At 55.7% G+C, this 22190-nt stretch carries 17 protein-coding genes; 9 read left to right on the forward strand and 8 right to left on the reverse strand.

All coding sequences use genetic code 11. The features are described 5' to 3' along the window. Positions 1-54 precede the first annotated feature (54 nt). From infB to HUN04_17820, 9 genes are all read left to right on the forward strand, one after another. Positions 55-2961: a translation initiation factor IF-2 gene (infB, locus tag HUN04_17780; protein WDP91446.1), complete on the forward strand. Its 2907-nt coding sequence runs from the start codon at positions 55-57 to the stop codon at positions 2959-2961. 8 nt (positions 2962-2969) lie between these two features. Further along, a complete protein-coding gene (gene rbfA / locus HUN04_17785; GenBank protein ID WDP91447.1) occupies positions 2970-3356 on the forward strand; it encodes a 30S ribosome-binding factor RbfA in 387 nt (128 codons plus the stop codon). A gap of 17 nt (positions 3357-3373) precedes the next feature. Continuing rightward, a complete protein-coding gene (truB, locus tag HUN04_17790) occupies positions 3374-4285 on the forward strand; it encodes a tRNA pseudouridine(55) synthase TruB (protein ID WDP91448.1) in 912 nt (303 codons plus the stop codon). Positions 4286-4424: 139 nt separating this feature from the next. Beyond that, positions 4425-4694, forward strand: coding sequence for a 30S ribosomal protein S15 (gene rpsO, locus HUN04_17795; GenBank protein WDP91449.1), 270 nt, complete (start codon positions 4425-4427; stop codon positions 4692-4694). Positions 4695-4940: 246 nt separating this feature from the next. Beyond that, the gene (pnp, locus tag HUN04_17800) at positions 4941-7046 is read left to right on the forward strand and encodes a polyribonucleotide nucleotidyltransferase (GenBank protein ID WDP91450.1); all 2106 of its coding nucleotides are present in this window, start codon (positions 4941-4943) and stop codon (positions 7044-7046) included. Beyond that, the gene (locus HUN04_17805; GenBank protein WDP91451.1) at positions 7021-7812 is read left to right on the forward strand and encodes an MBL fold metallo-hydrolase; all 792 of its coding nucleotides are present in this window, start codon (positions 7021-7023) and stop codon (positions 7810-7812) included. Before pnp ends, HUN04_17805 begins: the two co-directional genes overlap by 26 nt. 363 nt (positions 7813-8175) lie before the next feature. After that, positions 8176-9600 carry an efflux transporter outer membrane subunit gene (locus HUN04_17810; protein ID WDP91452.1) on the forward strand — a complete coding sequence of 475 codons (1425 nt, stop codon included), beginning with the start codon at positions 8176-8178 and terminating at the stop codon, positions 9598-9600. After that, positions 9578-10789, forward strand: a complete 1212-nt coding sequence (locus HUN04_17815) for an efflux RND transporter periplasmic adaptor subunit (protein WDP91453.1) — start codon at positions 9578-9580, stop codon at positions 10787-10789. Before HUN04_17810 ends, HUN04_17815 begins: the two co-directional genes overlap by 23 nt. Further along, positions 10786-13935: an efflux RND transporter permease subunit gene (locus HUN04_17820; protein WDP91454.1), complete on the forward strand. Its 3150-nt coding sequence runs from the start codon at positions 10786-10788 to the stop codon at positions 13933-13935. The genes HUN04_17815 and HUN04_17820 overlap by 4 nt, the downstream gene beginning before the upstream one ends. A 74-nt stretch (positions 13936-14009) precedes the next feature. Here the strand turns inward: HUN04_17820 and HUN04_17825 are convergent, their stop codons facing one another. The 8 genes from HUN04_17825 to HUN04_17860 all read right to left on the reverse strand — a co-directional run bounded on the left by HUN04_17825 (position 14010) and on the right by HUN04_17860 (position 21882). Beyond that, complete coding sequence (locus tag HUN04_17825) at positions 14010-14720, reverse strand: ABC transporter ATP-binding protein (GenBank protein ID WDP91455.1); 711 nt, start codon at positions 14718-14720, stop codon at positions 14010-14012. Beyond that, positions 14720-15469, reverse strand: coding sequence for an ABC transporter ATP-binding protein (locus HUN04_17830; GenBank protein WDP91456.1), 750 nt, complete (start codon positions 15467-15469; stop codon positions 14720-14722). Before HUN04_17830 ends, HUN04_17825 begins: the two co-directional genes overlap by 1 nt. Position 15470: 1 nt before the next feature. Next, complete coding sequence (locus HUN04_17835) at positions 15471-16316, reverse strand: branched-chain amino acid ABC transporter permease (GenBank protein ID WDP91457.1); 846 nt, start codon at positions 16314-16316, stop codon at positions 15471-15473. 3 nt (positions 16317-16319) lie between these two features. Continuing rightward, positions 16320-17180: a branched-chain amino acid ABC transporter permease gene (locus tag HUN04_17840; GenBank protein ID WDP91458.1), complete on the reverse strand. Its 861-nt coding sequence runs from the start codon at positions 17178-17180 to the stop codon at positions 16320-16322. Between the two features lie 31 nt (positions 17181-17211). Continuing rightward, the gene (locus HUN04_17845) at positions 17212-18357 is read right to left on the reverse strand and encodes an ABC transporter substrate-binding protein (GenBank protein ID WDP91459.1); all 1146 of its coding nucleotides are present in this window, start codon (positions 18355-18357) and stop codon (positions 17212-17214) included. Between the two features lie 94 nt (positions 18358-18451). Next, positions 18452-19282 (reverse strand): class I SAM-dependent methyltransferase, encoded by an 831-nt coding sequence (locus HUN04_17850; GenBank protein WDP91460.1) that lies wholly within the window; start codon positions 19280-19282, stop codon positions 18452-18454. 120 nt (positions 19283-19402) lie between these two features. Continuing rightward, positions 19403-20659: an HDOD domain-containing protein gene (locus HUN04_17855; GenBank protein WDP91461.1), complete on the reverse strand. Its 1257-nt coding sequence runs from the start codon at positions 20657-20659 to the stop codon at positions 19403-19405. Between the two features lie 17 nt (positions 20660-20676). Continuing rightward, the gene (locus tag HUN04_17860; protein WDP91462.1) at positions 20677-21882 is read right to left on the reverse strand and encodes a GGDEF domain-containing protein; all 1206 of its coding nucleotides are present in this window, start codon (positions 21880-21882) and stop codon (positions 20677-20679) included. Positions 21883-22190 lie beyond the last annotated feature (308 nt).

The raw sequence follows: 22190 nt of genomic DNA on the forward strand, positions 1-22190 counted from the left end.
TAAAGCGACGGGAAAAGATTAGAATCAATAAAAGAGGATTACTGGGGGCAACGAATGGCGAAGGTCAGAGTATATGAGTTGGCTAAAGATCTCAACATGACAAATAAACAGCTGCTCAACAAGATGAAGGAATTGAAAATTCAAGTAAAAAGCCATATGAGTTCTCTGGAAGACAGCGCTGTAATTGAGATCAAAAACAGCTTGTTTGGAAAGAAGAAACAGCAGACTGATGTGAAGGTGAAGCCCTCTGTTATCCGCCGCCGGAAAGCAAAAGCGGTTGAGTCCGATGTGCCGGAGGCCGAAGAAATTCCTGTTGAGGATGATGAGGTGGAGGCCGATACCGCCGAGGCACCCCTGTCCAAGGAAACACCGACTGAAACACCCGAGGCCCAGGCCCCAGAAGCGTCTACTGACGCACCGGAAGAGCCTGTGGCTGAAGATGAGAAAAAGGCTGAGCCTAAGCCCATGGCCAAGAAGAAAACGAAAACAAAAAGTGCTGAACCGGCAAAAATCATCCGGCCTGCCAAGGTTGAGGAAAAGCCCGAACCGGCGCCGGAACCGGTCGCTGAACCTGTACAGGAGGCCGCGCCCGTAAAAGAGGCTCCGGCAGAAAAGCCCGTTTCAGCACCTGAGGCACCTGCCGTCGAGACAGCAAAAACCGCTTCGGCCGATTCAAAAGAGGAACCCGCCAAGACGGCGCCTGAGTCAGAAGCATCCGCTGAGGAGGCTGTCGAGGCCACACCTGCTCCCGAAACGAAAAGCGACCCGAGCCAGGCAGCAGAAGATAAGGCTGCAGGCAAAAAGAAAAAGAAAAAGTCCAAATCCACGCCGGCAAAGATTGTCAGGGTGGCGGACCCCGCCGTCCTGGAGAATATCCGGCGGATGCGGCCTTCCGAAGATAAAAAAGCGGGTGGGAATGGCAGACCTGCTGCCGCCAGAAACGGCGGCCAGAGCCAGCCGGCTGCCCCTGGAATGGTAATGCCGCCTGAACCGGGAGCGGATCCCCGCAAAAAGAACTGGGGCCGGGACCTGCCCCCCGTTGATGGTCCGGGCGCCGGCAAAAAGAAACGGCGGAAGAAAAAAGCCGTTGTTGAGCGGGACGATTTGTACAGGGGCCGCGGCCGTAAAAAACGGGGTAAAAAGGAAACCCGGGGTAAAAAGGGTGCCTTCCAGAAGACCCAGATCACCACACCCAAGGCTATCAAGCGCCGTGTCAAAATTGATGATGCCATTGAATTGGCGGAACTGGCCAAGCGGATGGGCATCAAGGCCAACGAGATGATTGCCAAGCTCATGGGCATGGGCGTCATGGCCACCGTAAACCAGACCATTGATTATGACACCGCCTCCCTTGTGGCTGCCGAATTCGGGTTTGAAGTGGAAAAGGCCAGCTTTGAAGAAGAGGCCCTCCTCCATGTCACCGAAGAAGAAACAGATGACGACAATATGGAAGAATGCCCGCCTGTGGTTACCATCATGGGCCATGTCGACCACGGCAAGACTTCTCTGCTGGACGTGATCCGGGAATCCAAGATCACTTCCGGAGAGGCCGGCGGTATTACCCAGCACATCGGTGCCTATAATGTTGAAACCCCCAACGGCGGCCGGATTACATTCCTGGACACCCCGGGCCATGCCGCCTTTACCGCCATGCGGTCCAGGGGCGCCAAGGTCACGGATATCGTTATCCTGGTCGTTGCTGCCGATGACGGGGTGATGCCCCAGACCATTGAGGCCATCAACCATGCCAAAGCCGCAGATGTTCCGGTTGTTGTGGCCGTGAACAAAATGGACAAGGCCGGGGCAGACCCCGACCGGATCATGCGCGAGCTTTCCGAGCATGACCTGCTGGCGGAAGACTGGGGCGGCAGCGTGATCTTTGTGAAGGTCTCCGCCAAAACCGGCGAGGGCATTGACGAGCTGCTGGAAATGGTCCTGCTTCAGGCCGAAGTTCTGGAACTGCAGGCCAACCCGGACAGAAACGCCAGCGGTTACGTGGTTGAATCCCGCCTGGATACCGGCCGGGGCTCAGTGGCCACCGTGCTGGTGAAGCAGGGTACCCTCAAAGACGGGGATCCCATTGTCTGCGGGCTGCATTCCGGACGCATCCGCGCCATGATCGATGACACCGGTTCCCGGATCAAGGAAGCCGGTCCCTCCATGCCCGTGGAAATTGTCGGGCTGACCGGCGTTCCCGATGCCGGTGACGAATTCATTGCCGTTGCTTCGGACAAGGATGCCAAGCAGATCGCCGGCCACCGCATGCAGAAACAGCGGGCCAAGGAACTGGCCAAGAAAAGCCGGGCCAACCTTGAAAAAATGTTCGAGAACCTGGGCTCCGCCGAGGTCAAAGAACTCAAACTTATTGTCAAGGCCGACGTGCAGGGCTCCATTGAGGCCCTTAATGACTCCCTCAAGGATCTGGCCAAGGAAGAGGTGGATGTCAAGATCGTTCATTCCGGCGCCGGCACCATCAATGAGTCCGACGTTGCCCTGGCCGCAGTATCCGATGCCATCATCATCGGCTTCAACGTCCGGCCCAACCCCCAGATCCGGAAGCTGGCCAAGGACGAGAATGTGGATATGCGCTTCTATGATATCATCTACGATGTCATCAATGATATCAAGGCGGCCCTGGACGGCATGATGCCCTCCACCTTCCACGAAATCATCATCGGCCGCGCCGAGGTCCGGGATACCTTTGTGGTACCCAAGATCGGAACCATCGCCGGCTGCGCCATCACCGACGGCAAGGTGATCCGGGGCAAAAAGGTCCGGCTGCTCAGGGACGGCGTCATCAAATGCGATACGGAACTCTCCTCCCTGCGCCGGTTCAAGGACGATGTCAAGGAAGTGGAACAGGGCTTTGAGTGCGGTATCGGCCTTGAAAAGTACAATGACATCAAGGTGGGCGATGCCATTGAATGTTATGAAGTCGAAGAACGGAAATATCAGGGGTAAGTCCTATTATGAAACCCTATACCCGTGCAGACCGAGTCTCAAACGCCATTCAGACGGCCATCACCGACCTGCTGTCCAGGAAAATCCAGGACCCCCGGCTGGAGATGGTCACGGTGTCCGGTGTGAAACTGTCACCGGACCTGAGCATTGCAACGGTCTACGTCACCGTGTTCGGAGACGACAAAAGAAAGCAGGATGCCCTGGACGGATTTAGAAAATCCAAGGGGTATATCAAAAAGAGCATTGCGCCCAAGCTGGGTCTCAAGTTTATGCCTGAACTGCGGTTCTTCCTCGACGACACCTTCGACCGTGCCGCCCGTCTGGATGCCCTGATCGATGCCGCTCCCAAGGGTGAAGGCCGCGAGGACACCGAAGACAAGGACGGGGAAGAATAAAACGTCCGGCATTTTCCATGAAAGACGGCATTCTTGTTGTAAATAAACCCGAAGGATTATCCTCGGCCGGAGTGGTCGGCCGGTTGAAACGGATCCTGAAGGTAAAAAAAATCGGGCATACCGGCACTCTGGATCCCTTTGCCACCGGTGTCCTGCTCATTGCTGTGGGCAAGGCAACCCGGATATCCAGGTTTTTTCTGGACGGCAGCAAGGCCTACCGGGCCCGGGTCACCTTGGGGGTTGAAACCGATACCTACGACTGCACGGGCCGGGAAACATTCCGGGCGGATCCAGGCGACCTGGCCGGTATAACAGAAGCTGCGCTATCCCGGGTGGTGGCAGGATTCTCCGGGGTCCAGGAACAGGTGGCGCCGGCCTATTCAGCCCTCAAGCACGAGGGGCAGCCCTTATACAAGCTGGCCCGCCAGGGCAAACCCGTCCAAAAACCGCCGAGGCAGATTGAAATCCACCGGATTGCCATGGAACGCCTGGAGACTTCTCCCCAGGGACTTCCCGAGTTCAACCTGGATGTGCATTGTTCAGGCGGCACCTATATTCGCAGTCTGGCCTATGATATCGGGAAACAACTGGGATGCGGGGCCCATCTTTCAGCCCTGAGCCGGACAGGGTCCAGCCAGTTCACAATAGACCAGGCCCTGGCCCTGGATGATATTAAGGAAATGGACCGGCCGGAAATATCCGCCAGGATTATTTCCATGTCCCAATGCCTGGATTTCATGCCGGCCATCATTGCCGACGAGGCGGCGGCCAAAAAAATCCGGCACGGCCAGACCCTGGAATGCCAGGGCGCCGGACTTTCAACGGATGACCATATCCGCATCATTGACGGCCAGGATGATCTGCTGGCCATTGTCCGTGCAGATAAATCCGGCCAAACCTTTAAATATTGTTGCGTTTTTAGCAGTTAACTGGTAAAAGTACCAGGCTGTATTGTTATGGTATGTTGGCGGGTAATGTACCCTGATTCTGAATGGAATATTGGATGAGGGGAGAAACCGCAAAGCAAACATACCAGTTTTATTTATTCCAATTATAAGGAGTTTTACCGTGGTATTACTTGCAGAAAACAAAGAGGAGATGATTGAAAAATTCAAGCTCCATGAATCCGACACCGGGTCCCCTGAAGTTCAGGTGGCCATTCTGACCCACAGAATCAGCTATCTGACCGAACACCTCAAGGTCCATAAAAAAGACCATCACTCAAGACGGGGGCTGCTGATTCTCGTCGGCCGGCGTAGAAGCCTGCTGGATTATGTCAAGAAAAAAGACATAAACAGATACCGCTCTTTGATCGAAAAGCTCGGACTCAGAAGGTAAAATGACACTTAAACCGGTTTTTGACGCTTTCACGGTCAAAAACCGGTTTTTTAGTTTTTCCGGGCGGCACGTTCTGGGGATGCTTTTATATAAGTTCGCATCTTTGCTATCAAACCAACCTGATCATGGACCTGAGGATTGGTCGAGGAGTTTGATGGTAAATATGCGGGTTTATAATCCTTGAAAGCATCTTTACCATAATACCGCCCTTTTTTTATTATTCACTATCATAATTCAGGAGAAATTATGGAAAAGATTGTATCAGCCGAAATCGGCGGAAAAGAATTAACCATCAGCACGGGGAAGATCGCCAAGCAGGCATCCGGGTCCGTGGTGGTCCAATACGGAGAGGCGGTTGTCCTTGTGACGGCCGTTGCTGCCAAGGACCCCAAAGAGGATATCAGCTTCCTGCCCCTGTCCGTTGAGTACCAGGAAAAAATTTATGCGGCCGGCAGAATTCCGGGCAACTATTTCAGGCGGGAGATCGGACGCCCCTCTGAAAACGAGACCTTGAATGCACGGCTCATCGACCGCCCCATCCGTCCCCTGTTCGAGGACGATTATAATTTTGAAACCCAGGTCATCGCCACGGTAATGTCTACGGACAAGCTCTGCGAGCCCGGTATCCTGGCCATGATCGGCGCTTCGGCTGCCCTGGAAATTTCAGATATCCCCTTTAACGGCCCCATTGCCGGTATTAAAGTGGGACGGGTCAACGGCGAGTTCGTTGCCAACCCCACCCCGGACCTCATGGAAAAAAGCGACATCGATCTGACCGTTGCCGGTTCAAAAACCGGTGTGGTCATGGTTGAAGGCGGTTCAGACATTGTTTCCGAGAAGGATATGCTGGATGCCATTTTCTTCGGCCATGAATCCATGCAGCCCATCATTGCCATGCAGGAAGAACTCAAGGCCGCTGTGGGCAAAGAAAAACGCCCCTTCACTCCCCCTGAACGGGATGAGCAGCTGGCTGAAAAGGTAAAGGCCTTTGCCTGGGACAAGATCCACGAAAAAGTGCAGATCAAAACCAAGATTGAACGGCAGAAGGCGATTTCCCAGCTCAAAGACGACGTCGTGGCCCAGTTTGCGGAAGAATATCCGGAACAGGTCAAGGAAATCAAAGAGGTTTTCGGCAAGAGCGTCAAAGCCGTATCCAGGGAAATTGTTCTCAAGGAAGACAAGCGCATTGACGGCCGGGCCTTTGACGAAGTCCGTCACATTGCCTGCGAGGCTGCCTGCCTGCCCCGTCCCCACGGCTCCGCCCTGTTCACCCGTGGTGAAACCCAGGTGCTTTCCACCCTTACCCTGGGCTCCGGCCTGGATGAGCAGCGTTTGGAAACCCTGAATTCCAACAACGAAACCCGGGCCTTTATGCTTCATTACAACTTCCCTCCCTATTCGGTGGGAGAAGTCAAACGCCCCGGCGGCCCGTCACGGCGTGACATCGGCCACGGCAACCTGGCCCACAGAGCGATTGCAAGAGTGCTTCCTGACCATGACAAGTTTGAATATACCATCCGCCTTGTGGGCGAGGTCATGGAATCCAACGGCTCCTCCTCCATGGGTACGGTATGCTCCGGCTGCCTGGCCCTCATGGACGGCGGCGTCCCCATCAAGGCGCCGGTATCCGGCATTGCCATGGGTCTGGTCAAGGAAGGGGATAAAACCGTTGTCCTCTCCGATATCCTGGGCGACGAAGACCACTTCGGCGACATGGATTTCAAGGTGACCGGCACCCGGGAGGGCATCACCGCCCTGCAGATGGATATCAAGATCAAAGAGCTGTCCAAAGAAATCATGGAGACCGCTTTGAACCAGGCCAAGGGCGGCCGTATCCACATCCTTGACAAGATGCTGGAAACCCTGTCCGAAGCCCGTGCGGAAATTTCTCCCTATGCACCCAAGATCGTTTCCGTCCAGATCGACAAGGACAAGATCCGTGACATCATCGGCCCCGGCGGCAAGGTGATCCGGGCGCTGCAGGCCGAGACCAACACCACCATCGAGGTGGACGACGACGGCATTGTCAAGATTGCGGCGGAGAACGAAGATGATTCCGCCAAGGCCGTGGCCATGGTCAAGGATATTGCCATGGATCCCGAGATCGGCGCCATCTACGAAGGCCCGGTTGTCAAGATCACCGACTTCGGCGCCTTTGTAAATATCAAATCCGGCACCGACGGGCTGGTCCATATTTCCGAGCTGGCCGACTACCGGGTGAAAAAGGTCACCGATGTGGTCAAGGAAGGCGAAGTGATCAAAGTCAAGGTATTGGACATTACCCGCGACGGGAAGATCAAGCTCAGCTACAAAGCTGCCAAAAAAGATGAAGAAGAGCAAAACAAAAAATAGCTCTTTTTGCCTCTGTCCCCTTGCCAGCGGCAGCAAGGGGAACAGTATACTGGTATCCTCAGCGGATACCGCCGTACTGGTTGATGCAGGGCTTTCAGGCATAGAGACACAGCGGCGTCTGGACGCCGTGGGGGAGGACCCCCAGAACCTGAAAGCCATCATCATCACCCACGAACACACCGACCATGTAAAAGGGGCGGGGATATTGAGCCGCAGGTTCGATATCCCCGTCTATATCACCCAAGAGACCTACCGCGCCTGCAAAAACCTGGGGAAAATCGAACACCTTGAGTTTATTGAGTGCGGAAAATCCTTTGAGATAAACGACCTCAGGGTCAACCCCTTTTCCATTTCCCATGACGCCCGGGATCCCGCCGGGCTAACCCTGAGCCACGGCAAAAAAAAGATCGGCATTGCAACGGATCTTGGCATTGCCACCAACCTGGTAAAATCCCACCTGAGCGGCTGTAATGCGCTTTACCTGGAATCCAACCACGATCCTGAAATGCTTTTCAACGGCCCCTACCCCTGGTATCTGAAGCAGCGGGTGAAATCCAGGACCGGTCACCTTTCCAATTTGGAGGCCCGGGATCTGGTTGCAGAGCTTCTCCACAGGGACCTGCACCATCTGGTTCTGGCCCACCTCAGCGAAGAGAACAATCGCCCCGAAATGGCAGCCCAGGAAGTGGCTAAGGGACTCAACGGATCAAACACCGCACTGCATGTGGCCGGCCCGGACCGCCCCGGTGAGAGGATTCAGCTATAACCGTTTTTTTAATTTCCCGTCCTAAAAAAATTATCCCCCCGGTTGCTTTTTAGTTTTTCATTCAATAGGGATCTGACCCATTATTGGCTTTCCGCCTTGCGGTCAATCAGTTAGGGTGGCTTAAAAAACGCATGGGGCCGGGTAATATGTATACAGATCATGGGCTGGGGGTGTGTAAAAATTACCCGGATCAGGGATTCCCCCTCGCCTCAGATTTCCCGACATTTTAAGATATGCTTTCCGATTTAAATGGGTTATAAGAAAAGGTTGTTACCTGGTATGGTCTTTGCTGTTATTTTAAGTCGTTAAATGTAAATGGGGGACTGGGCCGTGGCAGAATTAAATGAATTCAGGACCGATTGAATGATACGTATACTTTGCACCGCGACATGCTTGTTCGTCTGTCTTATCTCCGGATGTAAAACAATGGGGCCGGAATCTGCGGCAGGACTACCGGTCCAAATGCCGGACGCCTACGCCAACCAGATAATCGCTGGGGAAGAGGGGCGGCTGACGGCCATCCGGGACTGGTGGACCGCCCTTGGGAGCGATGAGCTCAACGGGATGGTTAAACAGGGACTGGCCGACAACTATGATTTAAAAATCAAACAGGCAAGGATTGACCAGGCTGCAGCCAGCCTTAAAAAGGAAAAGGCCGCCCTGGCACCGGGCCTGGATTTTTCCCTGGGGGGCAGCAGAAAACATACCCGGACCAAAACCAGGGGCAGCAGTGCCGTTGAAGACGGCAGCCATTCCTGGGATGGCAGACTCAGCGCCGCCTATACCCCGGATATATGGGGGGAGGCCGGGGCCGCCGTCCAGGCGGCAGACCTTGCCCTTGAAGCGGCCCGTCAGGATTACAATGCTGCCGCCCTGGATCTGACGGCGGACATCGCAGAAACCTGGGCCAATATCATCTCCGTGGGCCGCCGGCTGGAGATCCTCCACAGCCAGATTGAGGTCAACACCACCCACCTGGACCTCCAGAAACTGAGGTTCCTCAACGGCAAAGCCTCGGCACTGGATGTCTCCCAGCAGCGGGAGTCCCTGGCCCAGGCCCTCTCCGCCGTCCCCCTGCTGGAGAAGGAAGAAAAAGAACTGGTCAACAAGCTGGGATTTCTTCTGGGCGCCACTCCGGGCCAGCCGGTAATGGTCAAAACCCATGCATTCCCTGAAATGGCCGGCCCGGCCGACCCAGGGATCCCGGCGGCACTTCTGGAAAACCGGCCCGACATCCGGGCGGCCCGGGTGAGGCTGCTGGCGGCCCGGTCCGAGGTGGCGGCGGCACGGGCGGATTTGATGCCCTCACTTACCCTCACGGCCTCGGCCCTTTTTTCCAGCGGCAGTCTGGACCTGCTGTTTCAAAACTGGGTGGCCTCCCTGGCCGCCTCCCTGGCCGGCCCGATATTTGACGGGGGAAAGCGGCAGGCTGAAGTTGAGCGGACCCGGGCCGTTGTCAAGGAAAATCTCAACCTCTATGCCAAAACTGTTTCCCAGGCCCTGCAGGAGGTGGAGGACAGCCTGGTGGGCATTGACCGCCAGGCCGCTTATATCCAGCGGCTGGAAGAGGAGCTTGAGGCGGCCCGGCTCACCCTAATTGATGCCCGGGTCCAATACCTTAACGGCCAGAGTTCCTATCTCAGCTATCTTACGGCCTGGTCTGCCATTGAGCGGCTGGAGCGGCAGCTGGTCAGCGAGCAGGCCGGCCTGGTCAAAGAACGGATTACCCTGCAGCGGGCCATGGGATGGCAGGCTGCTGAAACGGATGGAGCAGATAATAATGACTAGTCCCAACAAAGCGGCCGCGGGTTTGAGAACGCTGATCAAAGTATTGCTTCCCCTCTGTTTTATCGCAGGGGGTGTTGCCGGGTTTGATTACTATAAATCCCAAAAGGTGAAGATCAAACGGAATCCGCCGGTAAAGCATGTTCCGGTGGTGAAGGCCATGGCGGTCTCTCCCGGGACCCATCAGACCCGGATCCATGCCATGGGAACCGTGTCGGCGGACCGGCAGATCGTGCTTAAAGCCCAGGTGGCAGGGGAAGTGGTATGGGTATCGCCCAAATTTGTCCAGGGTGGAATCATCAAACAGGGAGAGCCCCTGATCCGGCTGGAATCCTCGGACTACAGGCTGGCCGTGGACAAGGCCAAAAGCAGCCTGGACAAGGCGCTGGCCGATTTTGAAATCGAAAAGGGACAGCAACTCATTGCCAGGGAAGAACTCAAGCTTATTTCCAAGGTCTCACCTGAGGGGGTAAGGGATACGGCATTGGCACTGCGGAAACCCCAGCTTGAACAGGCCAGGGCCGCCGTGGCCGGTGCCCGGAGCGAGTATGATATGGCGACCCTCAACCTTGCCCGAACCCAGATCACAATACCCTTTGACGCCCTTATCCTTGAAAAAAATGTGGATCTGGGATCCACGGCGGCTGCCCAGGCTGCCCTGGCCACCCTGGTGGATGTCGCCCAATACCGGGTGGAGGCCCAGGTGCCCCTGGACCGGCTGGATCTGCTGGACATCCATGAATCCCGGGGCAGCCAAGCGGTGATCCGCTCCCTCTACGACGGGCATACGTGGGCGGGACGGGTGGTCCGGACAACGGGAAAGATTACGGGGCAGAGCCGCATGGCAGGGGTCTTTATCCGTGTGGCCGACCCCCTGGGGCTGGAAAAAAGCCCGGAAAAGGGCGAAGAGACCTTTGCCCTGCTTCTGGGTGACCATGTGGAAACCGTTATCGCAGGCCGCTCCCTGGACAATGTCTATGCCCTTCCCAGGACCGTCATCCGTGAGAACAATACCATCTGGGTTTATGAAAAGGGCCGATTGGATATCCGCCGGGCCGAGCCGGTGTGGAAGGAAAAGGAGCGGGTGTTTGTCCGCACCGGCCTTAATCCCGGTGACCAGGTGATAACCTCGGATATTCCCGTTGCGGTGCGGGGCATGGCCCTGGCCCTGCCCAAAGGAGAACGGTCATGACCACCGGCGGGCAGACATTGAGCCAGCACCCGGAACCCAAATCAGACCCGGCTTCAGCCCAGTCCCAATTACCTGAGCGGAAGGGCGCTCTTGCCTGGATGGCGGGCAACTCGGTGGCCGCCAACCTGTTCATGGCTGTCCTTCTTGTGGGGGGGCTCTTTGCCGGGTTGACCATCAAGCAGGAGGTCTTTCCCGAGTTCAGCCTGGACAGGGTCAGCATTACCGTGCCCTATCCAGGGGCCAGTCCTGAAGAGATCGAAAGCGGCATTGTCCTGGCCGTGGAAGAGGCCATCCAGGACCTGGAAGGGATAGACGAAATAACGGCCAATGCCAATGAAGGGGCGGCCGCGGTCACGGTGGAGGCCCTGGAGGGGGTTGACATCAACCGGCTCTGGCAGGAAATCAAGGCCGAGGTGGACCGGATTTCCACCTTTCCCGACGAAGCCGAAGATCCCGTGGTCACCATTGCCGCCCGGAAGCGGGAGGTGGTCCGGCTGGCCCTGTACGGGGACGTTCCCGAAACCACCATGCGGGAGATGGCCGACCAGATCCGGGATACCCTGCTTCTGAGTCCGGATATCACCCAGGTGGAACTGGAAGGGGTGAGGGACAGGGAAATCCAGGTTGAAATTAAAAGTACCACCCTGAGGCGATACGGCCTGACCCTGGCCGATGTGGCCCAGGCCATATCCAAAGCGTCCGTTGAACTGGGGGGAGGGGCCATCAAGGCCGGGGCAGGGGATATCCTGCTCAGGATCAAGGACCGCAGGGATTATGCGGCCCAGTACAAGGGCCTGCCCATCATCACCCAGGCCGACGGTTCCCGGGTGCTGCTGGAGGACATCGCCGAGGTCACCGAAGGCTTTGAGGAATCGGACAACTGGGCCTCCTTTAACGGCCAGCGGGCCGTTACCATCGGCGTATACCGGGTGGGCGACCAGACTCCCACCCAGGTGGCCGGCGCCACCAAAAAAATGGTGAAAGAACTCAATCAAGGACTCCCCCAGGGGATGGGCCTGAGCATTGTCCGGGATATGTCCAAGATTTTTGCCCAGCGGGCCGACCTGCTCCTGAGAAACGCCTATCTGGGGCTGGGGCTTGTCTTTATTTTCCTGGCCCTCTTTCTGGAGATCCGCCTGGCCTTCTGGGTGAGCCTGGGGATTCCCATCTCCTTTCTGGGGTCATTCCTTTTCCTGGCCCCCACTGATTTTTCCATCAACATGGTGAGCATGTTTGCCTTTATCGTCACCCTGGGGATCGTGGTGGACGATGCCGTGGTGGTCGGGGAGAATGTCTATTTTTTCCGGCGCCAGGGCCTTAGCTTTATTGATGCCGCCGTACGGGGCACCCGGACCATTGCCATGCCCGTGGTTTTTTCCGTGATCACCAATATGGTGGCGTTTGTGCCGCTGATGTTCATCCCCGGCATCATGGGAAAGATATTTAACACCATTCCCTTTGTGGTGATTGCGGTTTTTCTGGTTTCCCTTATTGAAAGCCTTTTTATTCTGCCGGCCCATCTCAGCCACCAGCATCGGAAAAGCTTTTTCCCCCTGAACATTATCGAAGGGTGGCAGAGCCGGTTTTCCCTGTGGTTTGAGCATGCGGTCCGTAAGGTTTACGGCGGCGGCCTGGCGTTTTTGCTTTCTTACCGGTATGCGGTGATCGCCTTTGGCCTTGCCCTGCTGCTCATCACGGCCGGATATGTGGCTTCGGGCCGCATGGGCATGGTCATGTTTCCCAAGACGGAATCCAATTATGCCTTTTGCGAGGCGGTGCTGCCCTTTGGCACGCCTGAAAATCAGCTGAGGCAGGTGGAGGACCGCCTGGTGGCCGCAGCCCGGCAAACCGTGGCTGAGAACGGGAAGGACGAATTGTCCCGGGGGATTTTTTCCCAGGTACGGGATAATAGCGTCCGGGTCCGGATTTACCTGACAGACCCCGGTGTCCGGCCCATGGGAACGGCGGAGGTGACCCGGATATGGCGGGAAAAGACCGGCCGGATACCGGGGCTTGAGTCCATCGGATTCGAGTCCAACCGGGGCGGGCCCGGATCAGGGAAAAATCTCACCGTGGCCCTGAGCCACCGGGATAAGGCCCTGCTGGACAGGGCGGGGGAGGCGTTGGCCCTCCGCCTTGGGGAATATCAGATCGTCCATGACATTGACGACGGCTCGGCCCAGGGAAAGCGGCAGTTCGACATTACCCTGAGCCCGGCAGGCCGGCGCATGGGGCTGACCTCCAGGGAGGTGGCCAACCAGGTCCGCCATGCCTTCCAGGGGGTGCAGGCCGTGAAAAATCAGCGGGGCCGCAGCGAGGTGACGGTCCGGGTACGCCTGAGCCGTGAAGAGCGGATCTCCGAATCCACCTTCGAGGAGCTGGTGCTCCAGGCGCCGGAAGGGGAAATTCTGCTAAGGGACGCGGTACAGACATACAGCGGGCGGGCATACACCACCATCAAGCGGACCAACGGCAAACGGGAGATTCTGGTCACGGCCAACGTCAGGCCCCCCTCCCAGGCGGAAAATGTGCTCCAGGATATGAAAAAGGATATTCTGCCGCAACTGGTGAAAACCTATCCCGGGCTTTCCTACAGCTTCAAGGGAAGGCAGGCCGATATCCGGGAAAGCATCACCGCCCTGATCAAGGGATTGTGCATGGCATTGTTCTGTGTATTTGCCCTGCTGGCCATTCCGTTCAAGAGCTATTTTCAGCCCCTGATCATCATGTTCTGCATCCCCTTCGGCATGATCGGTGCCATTGCCGGCCATGTGATCATGGGGTATTCCCTGTCCCTCATGAGCCTTTTTGGTCTGGTGGCCATGTCAGGGGTGGTGGTCAACGACTCCCTGGTCCTCATTGATTTTGCCAACCGCAGGGTCCGGGAAGGGGTGCCCCTGTTCTACGCCATTCAGTCTGCGGGCATCCAGCGGTTCCGTCCCATTTTACTGACAACGCTTACCACCTGCGGGGGGCTGGCGCCCATTATTACCGAGACCTCCCGCCAGGCAAGGTTTTTGATCCCCATGGCCATTTCCCTGGGGTTCGGCATCCTCTTTGCCACCTTTATTACCTTAATCATGGTGCCCTGCCTCTATCTGGTGCTGGAGGACATCAAGGCCTTGTGGGCGGGGGAAGCGCGTTGAGATTTACACCGGGCCGGCCCCGACTGCACGGGGGCAGCTGGCCGGGCCGCTTGAAATGAGGTGAAACAGGCGGTTCAGCCGTGGAGGCCGAGGATGGCGTCGATCATTTCCGATGACTGCCTGGCTTCCCGGGAGGTGCCCTGCCAGACCAGATTGCCCGATTCCAGGACCGCAATGCCCTGGGCCGCATCCAAGGCCCGCTGGGTGCTCTGTTCCACCAGCAGGATGGTCAGCCCCTCTTTGTTGAGGGAAAGGATGGCTTCGTAGCAGATATCCACTGCCTTGGGCATGAGCCCCAGGGAGAGTTCGTCGATCATCAGCAGCCTGGGCTCTGCCATGAGGGCCCTGCCGATGGCCAGCATCTGCTGCTCCCCGCCGGAAAGGGATCCGGCCTTCTGGTCCATGCGTTCCCCAAGCCGGGGAAAGATGGAAACCACCCGGTCCATGTTGGCCTGGCTCTGGGCCTTGGCGGTGGTATACCCCCCCACCACCAGGTTTTCCCGGACCGTGAGGCTTTGGAACAGGCGCCGGCCCTCGGGGCAGATGGCAATGCCTGTTTTGACCCGCTCCATGGGGCTGGCATGGGTGATCTCCCGGCCGTCGTATATGATCTGTCCGTTTTTTACCGCGACCTGGCCGGCCAGGGCCATGATCAGGGAGGATTTTCCCGCTCCGTTGGCCCCTAGAATGGCGGTGACGCTTCCTTTTTCAATATCCAGGGTCAGGGGGCTCACCACCTGCATGTTGCCGTAGCCGCAGGCAAATTCTTTGAGACTGAGTATCATTAATTCTCTCCTCCCAGATAGGCCCGCCGGACTTCGGGGCGGTTCATCACTTCCCTGGGATCGCCCTGGGCCAGATCCCGCCCGTTGTCCAGGACATGGAGGCGGTCGCTGATCCGAAGCACTTCACTTAAGTTATGTTCTATCATGACGATGGTCATGCCCTGCCGGGCGATGGATTTCACCGTATCCGCAAGCTTTGCCGCCTCTTTGCTGTTCAGGCCGGCAAGGGGTTCGTCCAGAAGCAGCACCTTGGGGGCAACGGCCAGCGCCCTGGCGACTTCCAGACGTTTGAGCACCCCCAATGGCAGTTTGGACACCGCCATCTCTTTATACTCACCGATGTCCACCATCTCCAGCAGTTCGGCGGCCCGTTCCTTTTCCCGGGTCCGGTTCCACCGCATGAGGGAGGGCAGGGTGCGCCGGAGCTTTTTGTATCCGGCGGCAAAGGCCACGTTTTCAAGCACGGTCATGGAGGTGAAGGGGCGGACAATCTGGTGGGTCAGGGCCAGGCCCAGCCGGCTGCGCTGGTGGGTGGGCCGGTGGGTGATCTCCCTGCCCGCCAGGGTCAGCCGGGCGTTCACCGGGGTGACAATTCCCGTAATGGCGTTGAGCAGGGTGGTTTTGCCGGCGCCGTTGGGGCCGATGAGGCTGAGCAGTTCCCCTTCCTCCACCTTCAGGTTGACGTCGTCCAGGGCGGTGAGCCCCCCGAATTTTACGGTAACGGACGCAGCTTCAAGGATGACGGCCATTTCACGCCTCCTTTTTGGGGATCAGGAGTTTAAAGAAACCGGCCAGCCCTTCGGGGGCGAACCGCATCACGGAAAATAACAGCACCCCGTAAAGCAGCAGCTTGTAGTCGTTGATGAACCTGAAGAACTCCGGCATCAGGGTGAGGATCACCGTGGCCGCCACCACCCCGAAAATGGACCCGATCCCCCCCACGGCCACCATGGAAAGGATGGTGATGGACTGGATGAATCCGAAGGTGTCCGGGATGATAAACCGGGTGTAATAGGCGTAAAGCCCGCCGGCCAGGCCGGCCAGGGCCGTGCCCATGGCAAAGGCGGTGATCTTGTATGCCTTGACATCCACGCCCAGGACCCGGGCGGTCTGCTCGTCATCGGCCACGGCATCAAAGGCGTAGCCCATCCATGAGCGTTTTACGTGCCAGGAAAAGGCAATGGCAATACCGGCAAAGATGAGAACCAGAAAGAGGTAGGTCAGCTTATCCATACCGTGGGAGGGAATGCCGGCAATGCCCATCTCCCCCCCTAAAAATTCCTGCTGGCGGACGATGCCCACGAACAAAAAGGCCACCCCCATGGTGACGATGGCCAGAAAGTCCTCTTTCACCCTCAGGCTGGCCAGGCCGATGACGGCGCCGACAATGCCCGCCAGAACAAACCCGGCCCCCAGGGTGAGGTAGATGGGCCATCCCATTTTGGACAAAAGGGCCACGGTGTAGGCCCCGATGCCGTAGAATGCGGCATGGCCCAGGCTGATCTGGCCGCAGTATCCGGTGATGAGGTTCAGGCCCACGGCAAGGATGATATTGATGCCGATAACGGTTGCAAGGCTGATTTCATATAGTCCCATGGGTCACCTCGATGCAAAAAGTCCGGTGGGTTTGATCATCAGAACGACGATGAGAAAGGCAAAGGCAATGGCGTCGCGGTCCATGAGATCACCGATGTAAATGGTGCCGAAGGCCTCGATGATCCCCAGCACCAGGGAGGCGATGAGGGTGCCCATGACATTGCCAAGGCCGCCCAGAACGATTATGGCCAGGGACTTGTATGAGGGCACGGCCCCCATGGTGGGTTCCACCAGGTTGCTGAGCAGGGCCACCAGGACCCCGGCCACGGCCGCCAGGGCGCTGCCCGTAAAGAAGACCATGTAGCGCACCCTGATGGGGTCGATGCCGAAGCAGGCAGAGATCTGGGGATCGTCCACCGTGGCCCGCCAGCCTGTGCCGATGCGGGTTTTCTGGGCGATCCAGGCCAGGAGTCCCAGCAGGATGATGTTGGTGACCACCGTAACGATCTGGCAGGTCCTCAGATAGACCCCGGCCACCACCACCACATCCTGGAGGGGCACGGCCTTAAAGGTCAGGCCGAAGGGGCCGAATACCAGCCGGAAGAGTTCCTCCATGCCGATATACAGCCCGATGGAGGCAATGAGGGCCACATAGGGCGGGCGGCTGAGCACCGGTTCATAGACCAGCCGGTAAATGGCGATGCCGGCAATGCCCGAGGCCAGGGCGGCCAGGAGAATCCCGGCCGCCAGGCTGCCGGTCTGGTTGGTGAGGACAACGCCCAGGTAGGCACCCAGGGTGAAGAGTCCGGCGTGGGCCACGTGGAGCACCCGCAGCAGCCCGTAGATCAGGGTCAGGCCCACGGCAATGATGGCGTAGGTCGAACCCTGGATCAGTCCTTGAATAATCAGTTCCAGATAGAGCACGTAAAAACCGCCTTTCTCTGCGATTAAATTGCTATTTTTCCGGCGGCGCCAGAAGTTCGGGGTCGCTGATCACGGAGTGGTGGTGCCACTGCCCGTCTTTGACCACCTGGTTCTGGACATTTTTCATGACCTCGCCCAGGCCGTTGAATTTAATGGTGCCCGTGGAGACCTTGAGATGGGTGGCGGCGATGGCATCCCTGATCTTGGCAGGGTCCAGGCTCTTGGCGTTTTCAATGGCCAGGGCCGCCACTTTGACGGCGGTGTGCGAGGAGGCGGCCACCATATCGGCCTTGAATCCGGCCATTTCCTCAAAACTTTTGATGAAATCCCGGGTTTCGGGTTCGTTGGAATCCCGGTCCAGGGAGGTGGTGATGATCACACCTTCGGCAGCTTTGCCCGCAATCTCGATGAATTTCTGGGAGTCATACCCTTCCTGGCCGATGACGGGAACGGTTACCCCGGAGGCACGGAGCTGGCTGACCAGGGGGCCTGCGGTGAAATAATAGCCCGAGGCATAGATGGCGTCGGGGCGGTCCGCCTTGACCTTGGCGACAATGGCGCCGAACTGCCGGTCCTTGATGGAGTATTCGTATTCATTGACGATGGTGATGCCGAAGTCCCCTGCTTTTTCCTTGAAACCGGCGGCCAGGGATTTGCCGAAATCGTTTTTCAGGGTGATGATGACCACCCGTTTTTTACCCAGGGTGTCGCCCACCAGCTTGGCGCCGGCACGGCCCTGGATTTCGCCCAGGAAAGAGGTCCTGAATACATAGTTCCCGGCCTTGGTGATGTCCGGGTGGATGCCGTAGGCGGAGATATAGGGAATACCCGCTTCCTGGAAAATGCCCGCCGCAGACCGGGTGGGCCCGGAGTAGCTGCCCGAAACCCCGACCACAACCTTGTCCTGGCCGATGAGTTTATTGGCGATGGGGATGGACTGGGAGGCAGAGGCCTGGTCGTCATAGACCACCAGTTCCAATTGTTTGCCCAGGACCCCGCCGGCCTTGTTGATCTGGTCAACGGCGAGCTTGGCGCCCAGGGAAGAGGATTTGCCGTCCGAGGCGGCAAAGCCCGTGAGGGGGGCGTTGAATCCGATTTTGATGGTGTCTGCGGCCAAGGCTGCGCCGGTGAATATACAAACCATGATTACTGCAATTGAGAAAATCCTGCGTTTCATCACTCTCTCCTTGTTTACGATTTGCTTTTAACTACCACTATGTCACCACTTCTTATAATCCTGTCTATACAAGTGGTTGCCCGATGTCAAGGGATTATGTTCTGGTTAGCACCACGAAATTCTCCGGCAGGCGGTTTTCCCATTCCTGCAACACCGGTTTTCTGGCGATTTTTTGCTCATAGGCGCTGACATCGGTTTCCTTATGGACAGTATATCCCTCCAGGGTCGCCATATCCGCCGGGGTCATCAGGTTATAGCGCCGCCTGGGATGGCCGCAGCGGCGGTCCAAAAAATCGCAGAACCTGGAAAAGACCCGGTTGTTTTCAACATCCGGTTCCCAGTAATCCAGAGCGACCTGGGAGGATGGGCGCTGTATGCGGGCGGCCTGGGCCATGCAGGATAAAAAGATTCCGGGCGCCAGGTAATAGGAGATTCCCTCCAGAAGGATGAAGCTGGGCTGCCCGGCGGTGAGCCGTTCCAATTCCGTGAAAAGGTCCTCCCGGTCCTCCGGCCGGTTTAAATCCGCCGGTATCCAGGTAATATCCCGGCAGGGCAGGTCTCCCGCGGCAATAAATTCTTTGACTTTGTTTTTTTTGTATGCCGTCACCCGGGGCAGGTCGATTTCAATTGTTTTCACCGGCTGATCCACAAGGTAGGGATATGAGGTAAACCCGGCGGCAATATTGATAAAGGCGCCATTGGGGTGGTCCTTGAAAAAAAGATTCAATTGTTCGAGGAAAAAGCGGTTGCGCACCGCCAGCGCCCGGGGATCTTCATCATATACCTCGTCATTGAAGCGCTGCCAGAGTTCGCGGACAGGCTGGTCCACCCAGAGTTTCGCATGGATATCAAGGCTGAGTGCTTCTGAACGGGCCCGGGATTCATTTACCAGAAAGGCGGAGTCTGAAATCGTTTTTTGGATCATTTTGGCCGATACCTCCCAAGATAGAATATAGAGATTGAAATACCGGCCAGCATGGGCACTGCCCTTTTTTTTGTCAAGGCATTAAAAAAATAAACGACTCAGGTCAGCATCGGGGGCACATCAGAAAAAAGATGCTGCCGTTTGAAATGCCGCTTCATAATCGACATAAAGCCCTTTGGGCGGTATCCCCAGTTGACCGGCCATGCGTTCCACTTCAGCCCAGTCCGCTTTTTCGCAGGACTCTACCAGATTCAGCCACAATGTGTACTTGGAGGGATTGCCCAACAATGCGTTTTCCAGCTCAGGATCCAAAGACAATTTTGATATCAGAATTTTTTTTGGATGGCTCAATATCACGTCGATCAGTGAAAACAGCCCCATTAAAAAAAGCGGGGCCTTTATCTCTTGGAAATTATGGCGAACGGCCAGGTTTTCCAAAAAACAGGCTCTCTGCGCGGAAAGAAGAACCAATTCATCCGGCTGGTTTTTTGGCGTCATATCCGTCAGGATGATGATTTGAAGCCATTTTTTAAGCGGGTTGAGCCCCATGATGACAAGGGCGTCTTCTATTGAATTGACCTTGCTTCTAAGGCCCAGGCTCGGTGAGTTGATATACGCCAGCAGGCGGTGGATAATCGCCAGATCAGCAGACAGGGCCGTTGCGATTTCCCGGAATTCGACCTCTTGTTTCTGTAGAAGTTTTAATAGCTTTAATTTTGAACTGACGGTGGCCGATATCTTTTTCCCCCTGTGCACCTGGGGGGCTTTGAAAAAGAATCCCTGAAACTTGTTATACCCAAGGTCTTTTGCCAACAGGTAAACATCATATTCTTCGATCCGTTTTGCAATTAATTGGGCCCTTGGAAACCGGCTGGTGCACAAATGTGTTAATTCTTCTATTTGTTCCTCTTTTTTATGGAGGAAATCAATTGTCAGATAGTCTGCCAATCGGTACAGGCTGTCCCGGCTGGGATCATTTTCATAGTTGTCGACGGCATACCGGTACCCTTCCTGCCTTAGGGTTGCGATTGCGCTGAGCAGCTCATGGTCAGGCGTCACCTCATCCGTCAATTGGATGATCACCTTGCCGCTTGGATAAGCGGTATGCATCTTCTCCTTGATGGCCTTGGCCGAAAAATTGATAATTATATTGGTCGGTTCATCCGTAAAATCAATGCAGAGGGGCAACCCCGCCAGTACTTTCAAGGTCGCGTCCATCTCATCGATAAAAACGGCGTTTTGAGCCAGCTTTCTATCCCTGTACAGCAGTTCATAGGCCCAGACGCTCATATCCCTTTTGAACACCGGCTGCCGGGCCAGGAAGATGTCTTCGTACCTTTGTTCATCCTTTGATTCAGCGTCTGAATTTTCAACCATAGAGAATTGAATCCTTTTTATTCTGACAGACTGCAATACCGGCAGACTTTGTTACGCCCCGATGCCTTGGCCGCATACAGCGCCTTGTCTGCGTGATCAAACATTGTATCTAAATCAAGTGTATCTGAAATTGTCTTGCTTGAGGCACCCAGGCTTATCGTGACGCGGATCTCACCCGTACCCGTCGTAAAACGGTGGCCTTCAACGGCCGTTCTGAATCGTTCAGCGATTTTTTCGGTTTGCTCAATATCGGTCTCCGGCAAATAGAGAATGAACTCTTCGCCCCCCCACCGGCCGAATTTGTCGTATCGTCTGATTAATTGTTTAATTACCCTTACCAGGCCTTTTAATACCTTGTCGCCCATGGTGTGCCCGTAGGTATCATTTATCTGCTTGAAATGATCGATATCCATGAGAATGACGCTGCAGTCCTCTTTTTTCCTAACAGCTTTGCTCCACTGTTCTTCAGCGAATTCATAAAAGGACCTGCGGTTTCGGATGCCGGTTAACTGGTCCTTTGCCGCATGGTCTTTGAGGGTTTTGTTCTGTTCTGCCAGTTTCCGGTTGATAAACAGTATCTCTTTTTCAGACTGTTCCAACCTGGTTTTTAAATTGAATTCGTTTATAAACAACTTGTACAGCATCCTTTTATTTCTGCTGAAAAGCGTCGAAAACACCATTCCGATCACGTGCGAAATGAAATGATGAACGATCAGAATTTTATATTCAGCAATGGAATGGCTGGAAAGTGTTAAATAGAGTGCGGGGATTAATTTAAAAATGAGCCCTGTGGGTAAAATGAGGTACAAGGCAATGATGATGATGATTTCAGCGGCCGCAGTTGAAATAAATCCAGTGGGATGGAAGCTGCCTGTATAGCTCTGGGTAAGGACAAGGAGGCATGCAAACAGGAATATCAAAAAATCCAAGGTTGCTGCAGTTTGGGCTTTAAGCGCAAAAAAAACAATGGCCAGTGAACAAATCGCAAACCCGGATCTTGCGGCAAGTGCGCCCATGGGAGTCGCGGAAAAACCGAGTAATCTGAATTCTATACAGATGAAAAGCAGGGTGGCTGCCAGTGAAATAAAGATGAAGGCGGTCCCTCTTGTTTTATCTTCACTAAAGGTGTGCTGTCTGAACCGCTGCTCGGCATCTTTTGATTTAAATTCGGCAGTGAACAGGTGAATTCTATTTTTTATTTCGGTCTGGTTTTCTTTTTTCATATGCGCCGGCAAACCAAATTATGGAGGCGGACCACGGGCTTTCGTAATTAAAACCGTGATGTTTAAAAGCAGTTGTGCGAATAGTTCATAGCTATCATAATTCAATGCAAAAATCCAAAAATATCATTATGAACCCAGGGGAAGGACAATGGTTCCGTCCGGAGTATCCTCTTTTTTTGTCTGCTGGAACTCGGAATGGAGGGCGCCGGATGCGCAATTTCAATAAGGGAAACCTGAAGAATGGGAATAACCGCTTTTGTTTGGCGCTAATTTTCATTATACTGACACAGGCCATTTGAAAAACATAT

This window comes from Desulfobacter sp., assembly GCA_028768525.1.
Lineage (GTDB): Bacteria > Desulfobacterota > Desulfobacteria > Desulfobacterales > Desulfobacteraceae > Desulfobacter.